Source organism: Pseudomonas sp. GW704-F2 (assembly GCF_059423025.1).
On sequence record NZ_JBWKXO010000019.1, the window covers coordinates 64,888 to 81,858 of the forward strand.

Annotated in this window: 15 protein-coding genes; 12 read left to right on the top strand and 3 right to left on the bottom strand. The window is 64.6% G+C overall.

The window, feature by feature from the left end:
* Window positions 1–70 precede the first annotated feature (70 nt).
* Genes AC07W0_RS17420 through AC07W0_RS17435 form a run of 4 tightly spaced genes read left to right on the top strand, consistent with a single transcriptional unit; the run spans window position 71 to window position 3,998 of the window.
* Window positions 71–1,096, top strand: a complete 1,026-nt coding sequence (locus AC07W0_RS17420; protein ID WP_102618258.1) for an ABC transporter substrate-binding protein — start codon at window positions 71–73, stop codon at window positions 1,094–1,096.
* Window positions 1,093–2,010 (top strand): ABC transporter permease, encoded by a 918-nt coding sequence (locus tag AC07W0_RS17425; protein ID WP_046383897.1) that lies wholly within the window; start codon window positions 1,093–1,095, stop codon window positions 2,008–2,010. The genes AC07W0_RS17420 and AC07W0_RS17425 overlap by 4 nt, the downstream gene beginning before the upstream one ends.
* Before the next feature lie 6 nt (window positions 2,011–2,016).
* On the top strand, window positions 2,017–2,826 hold the full coding sequence (locus tag AC07W0_RS17430) for an ABC transporter permease (RefSeq protein ID WP_102618259.1): 810 nt from the start codon (window positions 2,017–2,019) through the stop codon (window positions 2,824–2,826).
* Between the two features lie 17 nt (window positions 2,827–2,843).
* Window positions 2,844–3,998 (top strand): ABC transporter ATP-binding protein, encoded by a 1,155-nt coding sequence (locus AC07W0_RS17435; RefSeq protein ID WP_102618260.1) that lies wholly within the window; start codon window positions 2,844–2,846, stop codon window positions 3,996–3,998.
* A 349-nt stretch (window positions 3,999–4,347) separates the two neighbouring features.
* On the opposite strand, the gene AC07W0_RS17440 is transcribed toward AC07W0_RS17435, so the two are convergent.
* The 3 genes from AC07W0_RS17440 to AC07W0_RS17450 are packed head-to-tail and all read right to left on the bottom strand — an operon-like array spanning window position 4,348 to window position 6,769.
* Window positions 4,348–5,094 carry a PAS domain-containing protein gene (locus tag AC07W0_RS17440; protein WP_046383902.1) on the bottom strand — a complete coding sequence of 249 codons (747 nt, stop codon included), beginning with the start codon at window positions 5,092–5,094 and terminating at the stop codon, window positions 4,348–4,350.
* A complete protein-coding gene (locus tag AC07W0_RS17445) occupies window positions 5,095–5,754 on the bottom strand; it encodes a response regulator (RefSeq protein ID WP_046383903.1) in 660 nt (219 codons plus the stop codon).
* A complete protein-coding gene (locus AC07W0_RS17450) occupies window positions 5,723–6,769 on the bottom strand; it encodes an ATP-binding protein (protein ID WP_079445010.1) in 1,047 nt (348 codons plus the stop codon). Before AC07W0_RS17450 ends, AC07W0_RS17445 begins: the two co-directional genes overlap by 32 nt.
* Before the next feature lie 248 nt (window positions 6,770–7,017).
* Between AC07W0_RS17450 and AC07W0_RS17455 the strand changes: the two genes are divergently transcribed.
* The 8 genes from AC07W0_RS17455 to AC07W0_RS17490 all read left to right on the top strand — a co-directional run bounded on the left by AC07W0_RS17455 (window position 7,018) and on the right by AC07W0_RS17490 (window position 16,966).
* Window positions 7,018–7,464, top strand: a complete 447-nt coding sequence (locus AC07W0_RS17455) for a dimethylamine monooxygenase subunit DmmA family protein (RefSeq protein WP_102618262.1) — start codon at window positions 7,018–7,020, stop codon at window positions 7,462–7,464.
* Window positions 7,461–8,390, top strand: a complete 930-nt coding sequence (locus tag AC07W0_RS17460; RefSeq protein ID WP_102618263.1) for a PDR/VanB family oxidoreductase — start codon at window positions 7,461–7,463, stop codon at window positions 8,388–8,390. The genes AC07W0_RS17455 and AC07W0_RS17460 overlap by 4 nt, the downstream gene beginning before the upstream one ends.
* An 11-nt stretch (window positions 8,391–8,401) precedes the next feature.
* Window positions 8,402–9,418 carry a heme-dependent oxidative N-demethylase family protein gene (locus AC07W0_RS17465; RefSeq protein WP_102618264.1) on the top strand — a complete coding sequence of 339 codons (1,017 nt, stop codon included), beginning with the start codon at window positions 8,402–8,404 and terminating at the stop codon, window positions 9,416–9,418.
* Between the two features lie 40 nt (window positions 9,419–9,458).
* Window positions 9,459–10,589, top strand: a complete 1,131-nt coding sequence (locus tag AC07W0_RS17470; RefSeq protein WP_102618265.1) for an aminomethyl transferase family protein — start codon at window positions 9,459–9,461, stop codon at window positions 10,587–10,589.
* A 30-nt stretch (window positions 10,590–10,619) separates the two neighbouring features.
* Window positions 10,620–11,486, top strand: coding sequence for a formyltetrahydrofolate deformylase (gene purU, locus AC07W0_RS17475; protein WP_102618266.1), 867 nt, complete (start codon window positions 10,620–10,622; stop codon window positions 11,484–11,486).
* Window positions 11,487–11,507: 21 nt separating this feature from the next.
* Entirely contained in the window at window positions 11,508–12,875 is a 1,368-nt protein-coding gene (locus tag AC07W0_RS17480) for a trimethylamine monooxygenase (RefSeq protein WP_046383909.1), read from the top strand.
* Window positions 12,876–12,888: 13 nt separating this feature from the next.
* Window positions 12,889–15,198: a trimethylamine N-oxide demethylase gene (locus tag AC07W0_RS17485; protein ID WP_102618287.1), complete on the top strand. Its 2,310-nt coding sequence runs from the start codon at window positions 12,889–12,891 to the stop codon at window positions 15,196–15,198.
* Window positions 15,199–15,286: 88 nt separating this feature from the next.
* Window positions 15,287–16,966 carry an APC family permease gene (locus AC07W0_RS17490; protein ID WP_102618267.1) on the top strand — a complete coding sequence of 560 codons (1,680 nt, stop codon included), beginning with the start codon at window positions 15,287–15,289 and terminating at the stop codon, window positions 16,964–16,966.
* Window positions 16,967–16,971 lie beyond the last annotated feature (5 nt).

The following is a 16,971-nucleotide window of genomic DNA, read 5'->3' on the forward strand; positions in this document are numbered from 1 at the left end:
TGGACCTACTGCTCCCGATAGGCGGGCATTACCAAGCCCGCTCAAAAACACAACAAATGAGGGCGTGAAAATGGTGTTGAACAAACGTACAACCGCAGTGCTGTTCGCGGGTTTATTGGCTACGGTCACTCACGCGGCCCTGGCGGCCGAAAGCGTGAATTTCGTGAGCTGGGGCGGTAGCACCCAGGATGCGCAGAAGCAGGCGTGGGCCGACCCTTTCAGCAAGGCCAGCGGCATCACCGTGGTGCAAGACGGCCCGACCGACTACGGCAAGCTCAAGGCCATGGTCGAAAGCGGCAACGTGCAGTGGGACGTGGTAGACGTCGAGGCCGACTTCGCCTTGCGCGCCGCCGCCGAAGGCCTGCTCGAACCCCTGGACTTCTCGGTGATCCAGCGCGACAAGATCGACCCGCGCTTCGTCTCCGACCATGGCGTCGGTTCGTTCTTCTTCTCCTTCGTGCTCGGCTACAACGAAAGCAAACTCGGCGCCGCCAAGCCCCAGGATTGGACCGCGCTGTTCGACACCAAGACCTACCCCGGCAAACGCGCCCTCTACAAATGGCCCAGCCCTGGCGTGCTCGAACTGGCCCTGCTCGCCGACGGCGTGCCCGCCGACAAGCTCTACCCCCTGGACCTGGACCGCGCCTTCAAGAAACTCGACACCATCAAAAAAGACATCATCTGGTGGGGCGGCGGCGCGCAATCGCAGCAACTGCTGGCCTCCGGCGAAGTCAGCATGGGCCAGTTCTGGAACGGTCGCATCCACGCCCTGCAGGAAGATGGCGCACCGGTGGGCGTCAGCTGGAAGCAGAACCTGGTCATGGCCGACATCCTCGTCGTGCCCAAGGGCACCAAAAACAAAGCCGCCGCGATGAAGTTCCTGGCCAGTGCCAGCAGCGCCAAGGGCCAGGCCGATTTCTCCAACCTGACCGCTTATGCACCGGTGAATATCGACAGCGTGCAGCGCCTGGATTCAGTCCTGGCGCCCAACCTGCCGACGGCGTATGCCAAGGACCAGATCACCCTCGATTTCGCCTACTGGGCCAAGAACGGTCCGGCCATTGCGACACGGTGGAATGAATGGCTAGTCAAATGAAAATGACGGCAACCACACCGACCGGGAGCGCCCTCGGCGCTGCCGGCGCGGTTTGCAGCAAAGCCGTATCGCCGCCCCTGGCCCAGCGCTGGCGCGGGGCGGGCAACCTGATCCCGGCCCTGCTGTTCCTCGGCCTGTTCTTCCTCGCACCGCTGATCGGGCTGTTGCTGCGCGGCGTGCTGGAGCCCGTGCCGGGCCTGGGCAACTATGAACAGCTGTTCGCCAACTCGGCCTACGCCCGCGTGCTGCTCAACACCTTTTCGGTGGCGGGCCTGGTGACCCTGTTCAGCCTGTTGCTGGGCTTCCCGCTGGCCTGGGCGATTACCCTGGTGCCACGCGGCTGGGGCCGCTGGATGCTGAATATCGTGCTGCTGTCGATGTGGACCAGCCTGCTGGCCCGCACCTATTCCTGGCTGGTGTTGCTGCAAGCCTCGGGGGTGATCAACAAGGCGCTGCTGGCCATGGGCATCATCGATGTGCCCCTGGAGATGGTGCATAACCTCACCGGCGTGGTGATCGGCATGAGCTACATCATGATCCCGTTCATCGTGCTGCCGTTGCAGGCGACCATGCAGGCCATCGACCCGATGATCCTGCAGGCCGGCTCCATCTGTGGCGCGAGCCCGTGGACCAACTTCTTCCGGGTGTTCCTGCCGCTGTGCCGGCCGGGGTTGTTTTCCGGCGGCTTGATGGTGTTCGTGATGTCCCTCGGTTACTACGTCACCCCGGCGCTGCTCGGCGGTGCGCAGAACATGATGCTGCCCGAGTTCATCATCCAGCAGGTGCAATCGTTCCTCAATTGGGGCCTGGCCAGTGCCGGTGCCGCGTTGCTGATCTTCATCACGCTGGTGCTGTTCTACTTCTACCTGAAGCTTCAGCCGGAGTCCCCGGTTGGCGCCAGCCATGCGAGGTAAGCCGTCATGCTGCTGACTCCGAATGCCATGAGCCGCAGGATGCGTCTGGGCCTCTACACCACCACCGGTTTGATTGGGCTGTTCCTGCTGCTGCCGATCGTGTTTATCGTGCTGCTGTCGTTCGGCTCGTCGCAATGGCTGGTGTTCCCGCCACCGGGCTGGACGCTGAAATGGTACGGCCAGTTCTTCTCCAACGCCGACTGGATGAACGCGGCGCTGGCCAGCCTCAAGGTCGCCGTGCTGACCACGGTGTTCGCCGTGGCGCTGGGCCTGCCCAGCGCATTTGCCCTGGTGCGCGGGCGCTTCCCCGGCCGCGAGCTGCTCTACGGCCTGTTCACCCTGCCGATGATCGTGCCACTGGTGATCATCGCCGTGGCGGTGTACGCGCTGTTCCTCAAGCTCGGCTACACCGGCACGATGTTCGCCTTTGTGGTCAGCCACGTGATTGTCGCGTTGCCGTTCACCATCATCTCGATCATCAACTCGCTGAAACTGTTCGATCAGTCGATTGAAGACGCCGCGGTGATCTGCGGTGCGTCGCGCCTGCAGGCGGTGTTCAAGGTGACCTTCCCGGCGATTCGCCCGGGGATGGTGGCCGGTGCGCTGTTCGCCTTTCTCGTGTCATGGGACGAAGTGGTGCTCAGCGTGATGATGGCCAGCCCGACCCTGCAAACCCTTCCCGTGAAAATGTGGACCACCCTGCGTCAGGACCTGACACCCGTGATCGCCGTCGCCTCGACGCTGCTGATCGGCCTCTCGGTGCTGGTCATGGTCATCGCCGCCGCCGTTCGCCGGCGCACAGAAACCCGCGCTTGAGCGCCCAGGAGCAGAACATGAGTGCAGTGATCCAAGATGCCGCGCAGAACCCTGGCCAACCTCTGGTCAGCCTGCGCAACCTGAACAAGTTCTATGGCGAATTCGCCGCCGTGGACAACATCTCGCTGGACATCAAGGACGGCGAGTTCCTCACCTTCCTCGGCTCCAGCGGCTCGGGCAAAAGCACCACCCTGTCGATGCTCGCCGGCTTTGAAACGCCGAGCAGCGGCGAGATCCTGGTGAGCGGCCAATCGCTGGTCAACGTACCGCCGCACAAGCGCGACATCGGCATGGTGTTCCAACGCTACTCGCTGTTCCCGCACCTGTCGGTACGCGACAACATCGCCTTCCCCCTGGCGATCCGCAAACTGGCCAGTGCCGAGCGCGAGAAGCGCGTCGACGCCATGCTCAAGCTGGTGCAACTGGAACAGTTCGCCCATCGCCGCCCGTCGCAACTGTCTGGCGGCCAGCAACAGCGCGTCGCCATCGCCCGGGCGCTGGTGTACGAACCGCGCATCCTGCTGATGGACGAACCGCTCGGCGCCCTCGACAAGAAGCTGCGTGAGGACTTGCAGGACGAGCTGCGCCAGTTGCATCGGCGCCTGGGCATCACCATTGTCTACGTGACCCACGACCAGGAAGAAGCCATGCGCTTGTCCCAGCGCATCGCGATTTTCAGCCACGGCAAGATCGTCGGCCTGGGCAGCGGTTTCGACCTGTACCAGAACCCGCCGAATGCGTTTGTCGCCTCATTCCTGGGCAACTCCAACTTCCTCAAGCTCAAGGCCCAGAGCAACGCGGCGGCGTCGTTCGAAGGCCAATCCCTGTCGATCCGCCTGACCGGCGGCCTGCGCAGCGAGCAGGATGTGCTGCTGATGGTGCGCCCGGAAAAAGCCCTCGCGCTGAGCGTCGAACAGGCCGCCGGGCAACCATTGACCGCAGGCTGGAACGAAGTGTCGGCCATCGTCGGCGAAGTGCTGTTCCTCGGTGAAAGCCAGACCTGCAGCGTGAAAACCCTGGGCGGCACCTCGATGACGGTCAAGGCATTGTCCGCCGCCGGCATGCCGCTCAAGGCCGACGACCCGGTGCGCGTGCGCTGGGCCACGGCGGATGCCTGCGTGTACACCGAATGGGCCGAAAGCGATCTGAACAAAGCCGCCGGCGCCCATTAAGCCAAACAAAAAGCTGAACCATCCCCTGTAGGAGCTGGCTTGCCAGCGAAAAACCCACAACCACCGCGGGCATCCAGGCTTCCCGCGTCATCGTTGACGACCATCGCCGGCAAGCCGGCTCCTACAGGGTTATGCCCCATGGTAGGAGCTGGCTTGCCAGCGAAAAACCCACAACCACCGCGGGCATCCAGGCTTCCCCCGTCATCGTTGACGACCATCGCCGGCAAGCCGGCTCCTACAGGGTTATGCCCCATGGTAGGAGCTGGCTTGCCAGCGAAAAACCCACAGCCGCCGCGGGCATCCAGGCTTCCCGCGTCATCGTTGACGACCATCGCCGGCAAGCCGGCTCCTACAGAACTCTGCGCTCGAAAATCGCGCCCTCGATGCCCAGCACCTCGCAGGTATCGGCATAGATCCCCACGCCCTTCTCCCATACGTGCTTGATCGACTGGTCGGCGCAACGAATCTGGTAATTGAGTTCGAACGGTTCCTGGCGCGACAACGCATATTGCACCTCGCGCCATACGTAGTCGGCATCCTCGGCGAGGATCAGGCTGTTGTAGGTGAACTCATGGTTGTCCACCAACCGCTCGGCGGGGTAGCCGGTCAATTGCAGGCAGCCGGCACTGACGAATTCCATGGTCCAGTCGCGGTTGTTACGGCCGCGATAGATCAGCCCAGGCATGCTGTCGAGCAAGCTCATGCTGCTGCGTTGGCTGGCCTGCAGGGCGATTTCGCGGCGCTTGTGCGCGGTGATATCTCCGGCCACCAGGTAGAAGCCCTGCGGGCCGCGCTTGAGGCTGACCTCGAACCAGCGCAGCTCGCCGCACGGATGCACGAAGCGCAGGCGTTGGTTGAACGAGGTCTCGGGACGCCGGCGTAGCTCATGCAAGGCCTGGCGCCACAGCGGGCGGTCTTCCTGGTGGACGTAGTCGACGAGGTTGCGCTCCGCGCCCGGCGCGCCCATCAACTCGACCCAGGCCAGGTTGAAGTGAGCGATCTGGCCGTTGTCGCGCAGGTGCAGCAAGGCGGCGGGAAAACAATCCATCAGGTGCGCGGGCGATGTCTGCACCCAAGCGTCAGAGCTTTCCCTCATCTAGTGACGCTCCTCGTGTTTGAGCAAGGCGCCGCTGTGTACCCGGGCCGCCAGCTCCAGGCGCGAATGCAGGTTGAGTTTCTGCAACAGGCTGCGCACATAGATTTTCACCGTGCCGTCGCTGATCCCCAGCTCCCTGCCGATCTGTTTATTGCTCATGCCGGCGGCGATCAGCGCCAGGGTCTGGCCTTCGCGTTCGGTGAGGTTTTCACCGCCCGGCGTCTCACCGTGTGGCCTGGGCTCGGCCGGGTCGGCGAGCAAGGCGATCAGGGTTGAGTCGAGCATGATCGCGCCCTTGTGGCAGTTGCGCATATACGCCAGCAACGCCTCGGGCTCGGTTTCCTTGAGCACATAACCGCTGGCGCCCAGGCGCAGGGCGCTGAGCAGTTCGGCGCGGTCCATCGAAGCGGTGAGCACCACCACCTGGCAGTCCAGGCGCAATTGGCGCAGTTCGTCCAGCACCTGCAGGCCGCTGAGGCCAGGCATGTGCAGGTCCAGCAACACCTGCTGCGGCGTCAGGCTCACGGCCAGGTTGATGCCCTCCCGGCCACTGGCCGCCTGCCCCACCACTTCGAAGTCGTCGCTGGCATCGAACAGTTGCGCCAGGCCTTTGCGAAACAGTGGGTGATCATCGATCAGTAATAAGGTCGTGCAGTCCATCGAGACTCCCGTGTGGCAGGTCGTGGTGGCGGCGCAGGCCAAGATGCACGCGCACGCCGTGCGGGCGGATCGCTTCAATGCTCAGCCGCGCGCCGATGCTGGCGGCGCGCTCGCGGATAATCGCCAGGCCGAAATGGTTATGCTCATCGCAAGCCGGGCTCAAGCCGATGCCATCGTCCTCCACCGACACCGAGGCATCGCCGTCCTGGGTCTGGCGCAGTTCAATACGCACATGCCGCGCGTGGGAATGGCGCACCGCATTGGCCAGGGCCTCGCGAACGATCTGCAGGATCTGCAATTCGGTTTCCGGACCCAGGGCGTCGTCGGCCAGGCGGTTATCCAACTCGAACACGATGATGCAACGCCGCGAAAACTCCGCGACGGAGTCGGCCAGGGCCTGGCGCAGCGAGCGTCCGTCCATGGTCAGGCGTGCGCTGGTGATCAGCTCGCGCACCTGGCGTTGCAACTGGCTGAGGCCGGCGCACAGGTCCTGCAGGGCAGGCGCGCCCAGCTGTGACTGCAAGCCGTGGGCCTGGAACGCCAGGTAACCCAACTGTTGCGCCACCGAATCGTGCAGCTCACGGGCCAGCGCGCCGTGGCGCGACGTTGCCTGCCTGCGCTGCTGCTCACGGTTGTCGCTGCGCAGACGCACGCTGACCGCCACGGCTTGCGCTGCTTCCTCCAGCAACTGGCGCCAACTGGCACCGGCCCGTCGGGGGGTGTCGAGCAGTAACGCGCCTTTTTCACCCTCGGGCAAGGCGCACACCAATCGGTGTACCCCGCGTTGCCGGCAAGGGCCGCAGGCCTGGGGCGTGTCCATCGCACTCGCGTCGCGCCAGGGGCAGCGCGCCACGTTCTGGCAGCCCTCGATCAAGCCACGTCGCGTCGGGCCCAGGTCTTCGCCGCCCAGGATCAGGTTGAGCCTGGCGGCGGGCAGCAGTGCGTCGAAACGGTCCAGAAAACCCGACAAGGCACCGTCAGCGTGCAGGGGCAACCCGGCCAACAGCCTGCGCACGCTGCGCGCCTGTTCGGGGCGCACAGGCCCCAACCAGAGCGGCCAGCTCTTCGGTCGCGTTCGCACTCTTCGATAACTCCCCGTCCGGTTGCTGAGCATTAGTGCAAGACCAGCAACTTCCATGCCCCGAACACCAGTGCGGCAAGGCTTATCTCCAAAGGCATAGCCCTTTTTCCAGATTGAGAAGATTTTCCTCATAGGAAAGTATCTCTCCCAACAGGAAACAAAACGCACCTTGGAGAGCCCGCATGACGCACACCCACAACCGCCCCATCGTGGTGATGCAATCGGCAACCGCCGGCATGGCGGTTGCCGCCGACCTGCACAAGCCTTTGCTGCTGAGCGGCGAACAACCTGACTTCAGCCGGCGTTTACAACAGGCATTGGCCAGCGCAACCGTGGGTTGTCGGCTCTACCTGTTGGGCGATGAGGCCTTTGTCTGGCGCATTCACACCGAAGCCCGAGCCGCCGGCCTGGAAGACGACGAGATCAGCGTGACCTGCACGATGCCCGGCCTGCGCCAGGTGTATTGCGCCCATTGCGGGCTGACCCAGACCGCAGGCCCAGAGCCGGTGTTGAACTGCATCGGCTGCAACGTCGGGCTGGAAGTGCGCGCACACTTTTCCCGGCGCCTGGGGGCTTACCTCGGCGTGTGCATCAACCCCGACCAGCCCTACGCGGGGTTCCAGCCATGAGTGCCGCCCTCAAAGTTCAGGTCAGTGCGGCCAGAATGCTCACCCCCGTGGTGCGCGAGTTCACCCTGACTGCCTGCGACGGTGCCCTGCCCGCTTTCTCGCCCGGCAGCCACGTCCAGGTGCATCTGCCGCTGGCCGAGGGCACGGTGCGTAACGCCTACTCGTTGACCAGCGACCCGGCGCACACGCGCCACTACCGCATCGCCGTGCGCCTGCAGGACGCGTCTCGCGGCGGTTCGCAGTACTTGCATCGCCAGGTGCAGGTCGGCGACACCTTGCGGATTTCGCCGCCGGCCAATCTGTTCGCGCCCCATGGCACCGCACGCCGGCACATCCTGATCGCCGCCGGCATCGGTATCACGCCGTTCATGGCCTATATCGCCACGATGGAACAACAGCAGGCCGACTTCGAACTGCATTACCTGTTCCGGCCAGGCCTCAGCGACGCCTACCTCGATGAATTGCAACAGCGCCTCGGCCCGCGCCTGCACGCCTACGACCGCCGCCCGGACCTGAGCCGCATCCTCGCCAACCGGCCGCTGGGCAGCCACGTCTACACCTGTGGCCCGCAACCCTTGATCGAGGCGGTCGAGCAACACGCCGATCGCCTCGGTTGGCCGCGCAATCGGCTGCATGCCGAGGCGTTCAAAGGCGCGCAACCGGGCCAGCCGTTCGACCTGAAACTGCTGCGCAGTGGCCGCACCCTGCGCGTGGAGGCCGAGCAGAGCCTGCTCGAAGCCTTGGAGCACGCGGGCTTGCAAGTGCCCAACCTGTGCCGTGGCGGGGTCTGCGGCCAGTGCATCACGCGCCATCAAGGCGGTGCCATCGAACACCGCGACAGTTTCCTCAGCCCGGCCGAGCAGGCCGAATTTCTGATGCCCTGCGTCTCACGCGGCAGCGGCCCCTGCGTTTCGCTGGACCTATAGGAGTGAGTGCCATGCCCCTGCAATCGAGCCCTGTGCTGAGCTATCGCGACGATTTCAGCTTTCGCAACAGCCCGGCGGCGATCCGTCGCTTCCCGTTTCCGTTTATCGAGGACAGCTACCTGTACTCGGTAAACATCGAACCGGCCACCTCCCGCGACCCGGGTTCCGTCTACGAGCACGCCTTCGACATCGACGAGCACTACCGCTCGGAAATGGCCGAACGCGCCCTGATCCTGGACAACGACCCGCGCCGCTACCTGGTGATGCCGCACATGCAAGCGGCGGCCTGGGATGCGCTGCAAATGCTCATGGAAAACCTCGCCGTCGACTACCCGCAGTGGTTCAGCCTGGTGCGTGACGGCGACCGCTGGCACTGGCGCAACCACCTGCTGCAGATCGATCAACCGTTCATCTTCGGCGATGCCGCCAGCCTGCCCTGCGCACCGCTGGAATACATCGGCCGCCAGGTACAAGGGGATTTCGCCCTGCTCGACCAGCGCGACGGCGACCTGTACATGGACGCCGGCCTGGTCACCAGCCCGGCCGACTGGTCACTGGCGTTCGATGCCGGGATGAGTTTCAAGCAGTGGCATGCACCGGTGCCCATGGCCCACCAGATGGGCGTGTTCGAGCGCGCGCTGAAGTACCTGCTCAACCTGCAGGCCGGCCAGCCGGTCCGGCGCCTGAACTGGACCCTGACCATCAACCCGCGCCTGGATTCGTCGCCGGAAACCTTCCATCAATGGGGCGCCGACCGCGGCCGGATCACCGCGCAGAACGTCGGGCAACAGGTGCATCTGCGGGTCGAACTGCAAGTGATGGCGCGCCTGCCGCGCAGCAACGCAGTGATGTTCAGCATTCGCACCTACCTGATCAGCCTGGACGAACTGGTCAGCCACCCCGGCTGGGGCTGCCGCCTGCACCGCGTGCTGCGCGACCTGCCCGATGCCATCGCCGACTACAAGGGCATGACCCGCTATCGACAGACCCTGGTCGAGTGGCTGAGCCAGTTCGATCCACTCGCCTGAACCTTTTCCCGGTGCTCCTTTTCACAGCAAGGAATCTCACATGACCCACTCCTGGCGTATTTCTGCATTGGCCGAGCGGCACCGCGCGCTCGGCTCGAACCTCGAAGACTGGAACGGCATGGGCACCGCCTGGACCTACCGCAGCGCGCTGGCCGATCACCACGAAGCGATCCGCACCCGCGCCGGCCTGATGGATGTATCGGGCCTGAAAAAAGTCCACTACGTCGGTCCGCACGCCGAAAGCCTGTTGCAGTGGGCCACCACCCGCGACATCGCCAAGCTCTATCCCGGCAAATCGGTGTATGCGTCGATGCTCGACGAGGACGGCAAATTCGTCGATGACTGCATCGTCTACCGCACCGGGCCCAATGCGTTCATGGTCGTGCATGGCGCCGGCACCGGGCATGAAATGCTGGTGCGCTCGGCCCAGGGCCGGCAAGTGGCGGTGCTGTTCGACGACGATCTGCACGACCTGTCGCTGCAAGGCCCGCTGGCGGTGGATTTTCTCGCCGAGCACGTGCCTGGCATCCGCCAGCTGCCGTACTTCCATCACCTGCAAACGCGCCTGTTCGAGCGCCCGGTGATGATCTCCCGCACCGGCTACACCGGCGAGCGCGGCTACGAGATTTTCTGCAAGGCCGCCGACGCCCCGTTCCTGTGGGACAGCATCCTCGAACAGGGCGCGAGCCTGGGAATCATTCCCTGCGCCTTCACCGCCCTGGACTGGCTGCGAGTGGAAAGCTCGCTGATGTTTTTCCCCTACGACAACTCGCAGATGTACCCCTTCGCCGACCAGAAGGCCGGCGACACCCTGTGGGAAATGGGCCTGGACTTCACGGTTTCGCCCGACAAACAAGCGTTCCGAGGCGCTGAAGAACACCTGCGCCTGCGCGGCCAGGAGCGCTTCAAGATCACCGGCGTGCTGCTCGACGGCGTGCGCCCGGCCGAGGCTGGCGACACCTTGTGGCAGGGCAACCAGCAAGTCGGCGTGATCACCTGCGGCATGTATTCGCGCCTGAGCAAACGCTCGATGGCCATCGCGCGCATGAGCGTCGCCTGCGCCGTACCCGGCATCGCGTTGCAGGTGCGCGGCAGCTTCGAAGGCACCGCCACCACCCACGCCCTGCCCTTCGACGACCCGCAAAAAACCAAGCGCACGGCCAAGGGCTGAGCCTTCCTTCACCGCATTCAGGAGCCTTCGATGGACGCCTCAAGCGAACATTACATTCTCAAGATCACCTGCCCGGCGGCGTCCGGGATCGTCGCCGCGATCAGCGCCTGCCTGGCCCGGCGGCAGTGCTACATCAGCGAGTTGGCGCAATTCGACGACGAGTTCACCGGGCAGTTTTTCATGCGCGCGGTGTTCCGTTTCAACAAGGGCGTCAGCGGTGATATCGGCGACCTGCGCAAAGGCCTGGGCGAGCTCGCCGGCGGCTTCGACATGCAGTGGCAGTTGTTCAGCTCACGCCAGCCGACCCGCGTGCTGCTGATGGTCAGCAAGTTCGACCATTGCCTCACCGACCTGCTCTACCGCCACCGTAAAGGCGAAATGGACATGACCATCACCGCCGTGGTCTCCAACCACCTGGACCTGCGGGCGATGGCCGAGCGTGAGGGCATCCGCTTCATCTACCTGCCCATCACCAAGGACACCAAGGCCGGCCAGGAAGCCGAACTGATGCGTATCGTCGAAGACACCCAGACCGATCTGGTAGTGCTCGCGCGCTACATGCAGATCCTGTCCGACGGCCTGTGCCAGCAACTGTCGGGGCGGGCGATCAACATCCACCACTCGTTCCTGCCCGGTTTCAAGGGCGCCAAGCCGTATCACCAGGCCTATGACCGGGGGGTGAAGCTGATCGGCGCCACCGCCCACTACGTCACCAGCGACCTCGACGAGGGCCCGATCATCGAGCAGGAAATCCAGCGCGTCGACCATACCCACTTGCCCGATTCACTGGTCGCCATCGGCCGCGACACCGAAACCGTCGCCCTTTCCAAAGCCCTGAAATACCACCTGGAACACCGGGTGTTCATCAACCACGACAAGACAGTGATCTTTCGCTGAAACCCTTCAGGAGGCACGCTCATGACTCTACGTGTAGCAATCATCGGCGCCGGCCCATGCGGCCTGGCACAACTTCGCGCCTTCCAGTCGGCCCGCGACAAGGGCGCCGCCATTCCCGAACTGGTGTGCTTCGAGAAACAGCAGGACTGGGGCGGCATGTGGAACTACACCTGGCGCACCGGCCTGGACGAAAACGGCGAGCCGGTGCATGGCAGCATGTACCGCTACCTGTGGTCCAACGGCCCCAAGGAATGCCTGGAGTTCGCCGATTACACCTTTGAAGAACATTTCGGCCGGCCCATCGCCTCCTATCCGCCCCGCGAAGTGTTGTGGGACTACATCAAGGGCCGGGTGGAAAAGGCCGGCGTGCGCGACTACATCCGCTTCAACAATGTGGTGCGCCAGGTCACCTTCGACGAACAGACCCAGCGCTTCACCGTGTACGCCCACGACTACACCCACGACACCTTGACCTGTGAAGAATTCGACTACGTGATCAACGCCTGCGGCCACTTCTCCACGCCCAAGGTGCCGTACTTCGAAGGCTTCGAGCAGTTCGCCGGGCGCATCCTGCATGCCCATGACTTTCGCGAGGCGCTGGAATTCAAGGACAAGGACCTGCTGATCATCGGCAGCAGCTATTCGGCCGAGGACATCGGCTCGCAATGCTACAAATATGGCGCGCGCAGCATCACCAGTTGCTACCGCACCACGCCCATGGGCTATGCGTGGCCGGACAACTGGGAAGAAAAGCCGCTGCTGCAACGCCTGGAAAACAACCGTGCGTTCTTTGCCGATGGCAGCAGCAAGCACATCGACGCGGTGATCCTGTGTACCGGCTACAAGCACCACTTCCCGTTCCTGCCGGATGAGCTGAGCCTCAGGACCGACAACCGCCTGTGGCCGATGAACCTCTACAAGGGCGTGTTCTGGGAACCCAACCCGCGCCTGATCTACCTCGGCATGCAGGACCAGTGGTACTCGTTCAACATGTTCGACGCCCAGGCCTGGTATGCCCGCGATGTGATCCTGGGGCGTATCCCATTGCCCAGCCAGGCCGCGATGATCGCCGACAGCCAGCAATGGCAGGCACGGGAACTGACCCTGGAAACCAATCAGCAGATGTTCGAGTTCCAGGGCGCCTACATCCAGCACCTGGTGGACGCCACCGACTACCCGGATTTCGACATCGCCGCCGTCAACGAGACTTTTCTGCACTGGAAGCACGACAAGGCCGAAAACATCATGGGCTATCGCGACAAGTCCTACCGCTCGCTGATGACCGGCACCCAGTCGCCGCCGCACCACACCCCGTGGCTGCTGGCCCTGGACGACTCGATGGCGGCGTACCTGGGCGAGCCCGTGACGCCCATCAAATCAGTCGGCTGAGCGGGTGCCCATGATGAATGCTCCGCGTGTTTCCCACCCGCGAGAACCCGGGCTGTTTGCCCGGGCGCCGAACCTCGAACGCTACCGCGTGGCCGCCGGCGGTGTGACGCTGGTCGACCTGCAGCCCGGCGACGGCCTGCAAGTGATCGACCTCGAAGGCCGGCAAATCTGCGAACTGCTGGCCCTCGACGCCAGCGGCCGCAGCGCCCTGGCGAGCTGGGGGCTGAGCGGCTCGAGCGCCTGCCGCGTGCCACCGCGTGTCGGCCAGGCGCTCAAGCGGCGCGGCATCGACGCGCAGGCATTGCCCCTCGCCGCCGCGCTGTGGGACGACGCCAGCCCGCCCGGTCACGCTCGGCAGTTTGTCGCCCATGACCGCCTGCTGGTGATCGTCGCCGCTCCCGCCGGGCCCACCGCCGTCGACCGGCAATACCGGCCCAGCGAACTGCGCCTGCTGGTGACACGGGCCAACCCATCGCCCCTGCTGGTGCCTGCCCTGCCCGAGCCATTGGGCGAGGTGCTGGACGAGTTCACCGTGCGCGCGGGCACGGCCCACGGCTACAGCGTCGCCAAGGGCCAGTACGTGCAGGTGCTGGACGTCGCCGGCCGCCAGTGTTCGGACTTCGTCGCCCTCGACCGCCGCGCCCTGGATCGCGGCGTGGAGCTGGACCTCGACCAGACCGTGACGCGCACGCTGAACGGCAGCGCCTACCCGGCGCCGGGGCTGTTCTCGAAGTTTTTCGACCGCCGGATGCAGCCGATGCTGGAGGTGGTGCAGGACACCGTCGGGCGCCACGACGCCTTCGCCCTGGCCTGCGCGGCGCGCTACTACGAATCCCATGGCTATTTCGGGCACGACAACTGCAGCGACAACCTCAGCCGCGTACTCGCGCCCTACGGCGTGCAAGCGCGCAACGGCTGGCCGGCGATCAATTTCTTCTTCAACACCGGCATTGATGCACACCAGCAGATGACCCTGGATGAGCCGTGGTCACGGCCCGGCGACTACGTACTGCTGCGGGCCATGACCGAGCTGGTGTGCGGCAGTACCTCGTGCCCGGATGACATCGACCCGGCCAATGGCTGGAACCCGACCGATATCCATGTCCGTATCTACCGCGAGAAGGAGCGTTTTTCCATCGCCATGAGCACTCGAACCACGGCCGATGCCGACCCGATACTGACCCGTGAGACCGCGTTCCACTCACGCACCAGCGCCCTCACCGGCAGCTTCATCGACTACCGCAACTGGTGGCTGCCGTTGCGCTACGACGGTTATGGCGCCACCGAGGAATACCTCGGCTGCCGCGAACGCGTGGCCGTGATGGACCTGACCGCCCTGCGCAAATTCGAGATCATCGGCCCCGACGCCGAAGCCCTGTTGCAATACTGCCTGACCCGCGACGTGCGGCGCCTGGCGGTGGGCCAAGTGGTCTATTCGGCGATGTGCCACGAACACGGTGGCATGCTCGACGACGGCACCCTGCTGCGCCTGGGCCCGGACAACTTCCGCTGGATCTGCGGCGAAGACTACGCCGGTGTGTGGCTGCGCGAGCAGGCCCACAAACTGGGGATGAAGGTGTGGGTCAAGTCCGCCAGCGAGCAGATTCACAACCTGGCGGTGCAAGGGCCGCTCAGCCGCGAGCTGCTCAAGCAGATGGTCTGGACGCCGCCCACCCAACCGAGCGTGGACAGCCTCGGCTGGTTCCGCTTCCTGGTCGGCCGGCTGGACGGTTTCGAGGGCTGCCCGTTGATGATTTCGCGTACCGGCTACACCGGCGAACTGGGCTTTGAGGTGTGGTGCCAGCCCGAAGACGCCGAACGGGTGTGGGACCGCATCTGGCAACTCGGCCAACCCTTGGGCCTGGTGCCCCTCGGCCTGGAAGCGCTGGACCTGTTGCGCATCGAAGCCGGGCTGATTTTTGCCGGCTACGAGTTCAACGACCAGACCGACCCGTTCGAGGCCGGCATCGGCTTCAGCGTGCCACTCAAGAGCAAGACCGATGATTTTATCGGCCGCGACGCCCTGTTGCGGCGCAGCGCCCATCCCAGCCACAAACTGGTCGGCCTGCACCTCGGCGGCAACGAGGCGGCCCACCACGGCGACCCGGTGTACCACGGCCGCGCCCAGGTCGGGGTCATCACCAGCGCCTGCCGCTCACCGTTGCTGGCCAGCAATATCGCGCTGTGCCGGGTCGACGTGAGCTGCGCCGAGCCCGGCACCCTGCTTGAGATTGGCAAAGTCGATGGCCTACAGAAGCGCATCAGCGCCACGGTCAGCGCAGCGATTTTCTATGACCCGGACAAGAGCCGCGTGCGTAGCTGATCGTCCCGATACCGATGTGTGCCACCCCACTTTGACTGCCCACTTTGATTGCCCTTCTTAACCGCTACTCAGACATGGGAATACGAAGATGGAAGCGACGACGTTCGAGGCTGTACCGCAGGCTGCCCGCTCAGTGGGCAGCCTGCACCGCAAGATCGATTGGCGCGGTGCATTCTGGGTCGCCAGTGGCGTGCCCGCGCTGGTGCTGTTCTCCATCGGCGCGATTGCCGCCACGGTGGGCAAACCGGCCTGGATCGTGTGGATCGTGTCGATCCTGTTCGGGTTTATCCAGGCCTTCACCTATGCCGAGATCGCCGGGCTGTTCCCGCACAAGTCCGGCGGCGCCTCGGTATACGGCGCGGTGGCCTGGGTGCGCTACAGCAAGTTGATCGCGCCGGTGTCGGTGTGGTGCAACTGGCTGGCCTGGTCGCCCGTGCTGTCCATCGGCTCGGGGCTGGCGGCGGGGTATATCCTCACCGCGCTGTTTCCCGCCGATGCGCTGATCAATACCTGGCAACTGACCCTGCTTGACCTGGGTTGGGTCAAGAGCGGCCTGTCGTTGCGCATCAACGCGACGTTCGCCATTGGCCTGTTGATTCTGCTCACGGTGTTTGCCGTGCAGCATGGCGGCATCCTGCGCTCGGCGCGGCTGACGCTGGTGCTCGGGGTCACCTCGCTGATCCCACTGTTGCTGGTGGGCGTGGTGCCGTTGTTCACCGGGGACGCGACCCAGGCCAACTTCCTGCCGCTGTTCCCGCTGGCCCATGACGCGGCCGGGCAAGTCATCGACGGCCCGTGGGATATGTCCGGCTGGTCGCTGATGGCCGGCGGGCTGTTCATGGCCGCGTGGTCCACCTACGGGTTCGAAACGGCGGTGTGCTACACCCGCGAGTTCAAGGACCCCAAGCGTGACACCTTCAAGGCGATCTTCTACGCCGGCCTGCTGTGCATCCTGGTATTCACCCTGGTGCCGCTGGCGTTTCAAGGCAGCCTGGGGCTGGGCCAACTGGTGACCCCGGCGGTGCTCGACGCCAGCGGCGCGGTAGTGACTCCGGCGGTGTACAGCGGCCTGCTGTCGCCGGCGATCTACAGCGGCATGGGCGTTGGCCAGGTGATGGCCGACAGCATCGGCGGCGGCAAGGTGGTCGCCAATATCGTGCTGATCATGCTGGTGCTCGCCACGTTGCTGGCGATCATGACCTCGATGTCCGGCTCGTCGCGCACCCTGTATCAGGCGTCGGTGGACGGCTGGCTGCCCAAATACCTGGGGCGCACCAACGAACACGGTGCGCCCACGGCGGCGATGTGGACCGACCTGTCGTTCAACCTGCTGTTGTTGCTGATGTCGGACTATGTGTTCGTGCTGGCGGCGTCCAACGTCAGCTACATCATTTTCAACTTCCTCAACCTCAACGCCGGCTGGATCCACCGCCTCGACCGCCCCGACTGGGTGCGCCCGTACAAAGCCCCCACCGTGCTGCTGGCGGCCGGCGGCGTGCTGAGCTTCGTCAACCTGGCGTGCATGGGCCTGGGTGCGGATATCTGGGGCGCAGGCACGCTGGTCACCGGCTTGCTGCTGGCGCTGTTGATCCTGCCGGTGTTCTGCTACCGCCACTATGTGCAGGACAAAGGCCGCTTCCCCGCGGCCATGCTCAGTGACTTGTATATCCAGGCCGATGACGGCCAACGCCGCGCCGGCTGGCTGCCCTACGCCACACTGATCGCCGGTGTGCTGGTGGTGTATGCCTGCCATCAACTGGTAGCCTGAATGCC

What these genes read in the sequence shown, in the direction of transcription:
- AC07W0_RS17430 (WP_102618259.1), top strand. Translation starts at nt 2,017, where the DNA reads ATGCTGCTGACTCCGAATGCCATGAGCCGCAGGATGCGTCTGGGCCTC.
- AC07W0_RS17445 (WP_046383903.1), bottom strand. Translation starts at nt 5,754, where the DNA reads ATGGACTGCACGACCTTATTACTGATCGATGATCACCCACTGTTTCGC.
- AC07W0_RS17455 (WP_102618262.1), top strand. Translation starts at nt 7,018, where the DNA reads ATGACGCACACCCACAACCGCCCCATCGTGGTGATGCAATCGGCAACC.
- AC07W0_RS17485 (WP_102618287.1), top strand. Translation starts at nt 12,889, where the DNA reads ATGAATGCTCCGCGTGTTTCCCACCCGCGAGAACCCGGGCTGTTTGCC.
- purU (WP_102618266.1), top strand. Translation starts at nt 10,620, where the DNA reads ATGGACGCCTCAAGCGAACATTACATTCTCAAGATCACCTGCCCGGCG.
- AC07W0_RS17470 (WP_102618265.1), top strand. Translation starts at nt 9,459, where the DNA reads ATGACCCACTCCTGGCGTATTTCTGCATTGGCCGAGCGGCACCGCGCG.
- AC07W0_RS17465 (WP_102618264.1), top strand. Translation starts at nt 8,402, where the DNA reads ATGCCCCTGCAATCGAGCCCTGTGCTGAGCTATCGCGACGATTTCAGC.
- AC07W0_RS17460 (WP_102618263.1), top strand. Translation starts at nt 7,461, where the DNA reads ATGAGTGCCGCCCTCAAAGTTCAGGTCAGTGCGGCCAGAATGCTCACC.
- AC07W0_RS17420 (WP_102618258.1), top strand. Translation starts at nt 71, where the DNA reads ATGGTGTTGAACAAACGTACAACCGCAGTGCTGTTCGCGGGTTTATTG.
- AC07W0_RS17425 (WP_046383897.1), top strand. Translation starts at nt 1,093, where the DNA reads ATGAAAATGACGGCAACCACACCGACCGGGAGCGCCCTCGGCGCTGCC.
- AC07W0_RS17435 (WP_102618260.1), top strand. Translation starts at nt 2,844, where the DNA reads ATGAGTGCAGTGATCCAAGATGCCGCGCAGAACCCTGGCCAACCTCTG.
- AC07W0_RS17440 (WP_046383902.1), bottom strand. Translation starts at nt 5,094, where the DNA reads ATGAGGGAAAGCTCTGACGCTTGGGTGCAGACATCGCCCGCGCACCTG.
- AC07W0_RS17490 (WP_102618267.1), top strand. Translation starts at nt 15,287, where the DNA reads ATGGAAGCGACGACGTTCGAGGCTGTACCGCAGGCTGCCCGCTCAGTG.
- AC07W0_RS17480 (WP_046383909.1), top strand. Translation starts at nt 11,508, where the DNA reads ATGACTCTACGTGTAGCAATCATCGGCGCCGGCCCATGCGGCCTGGCA.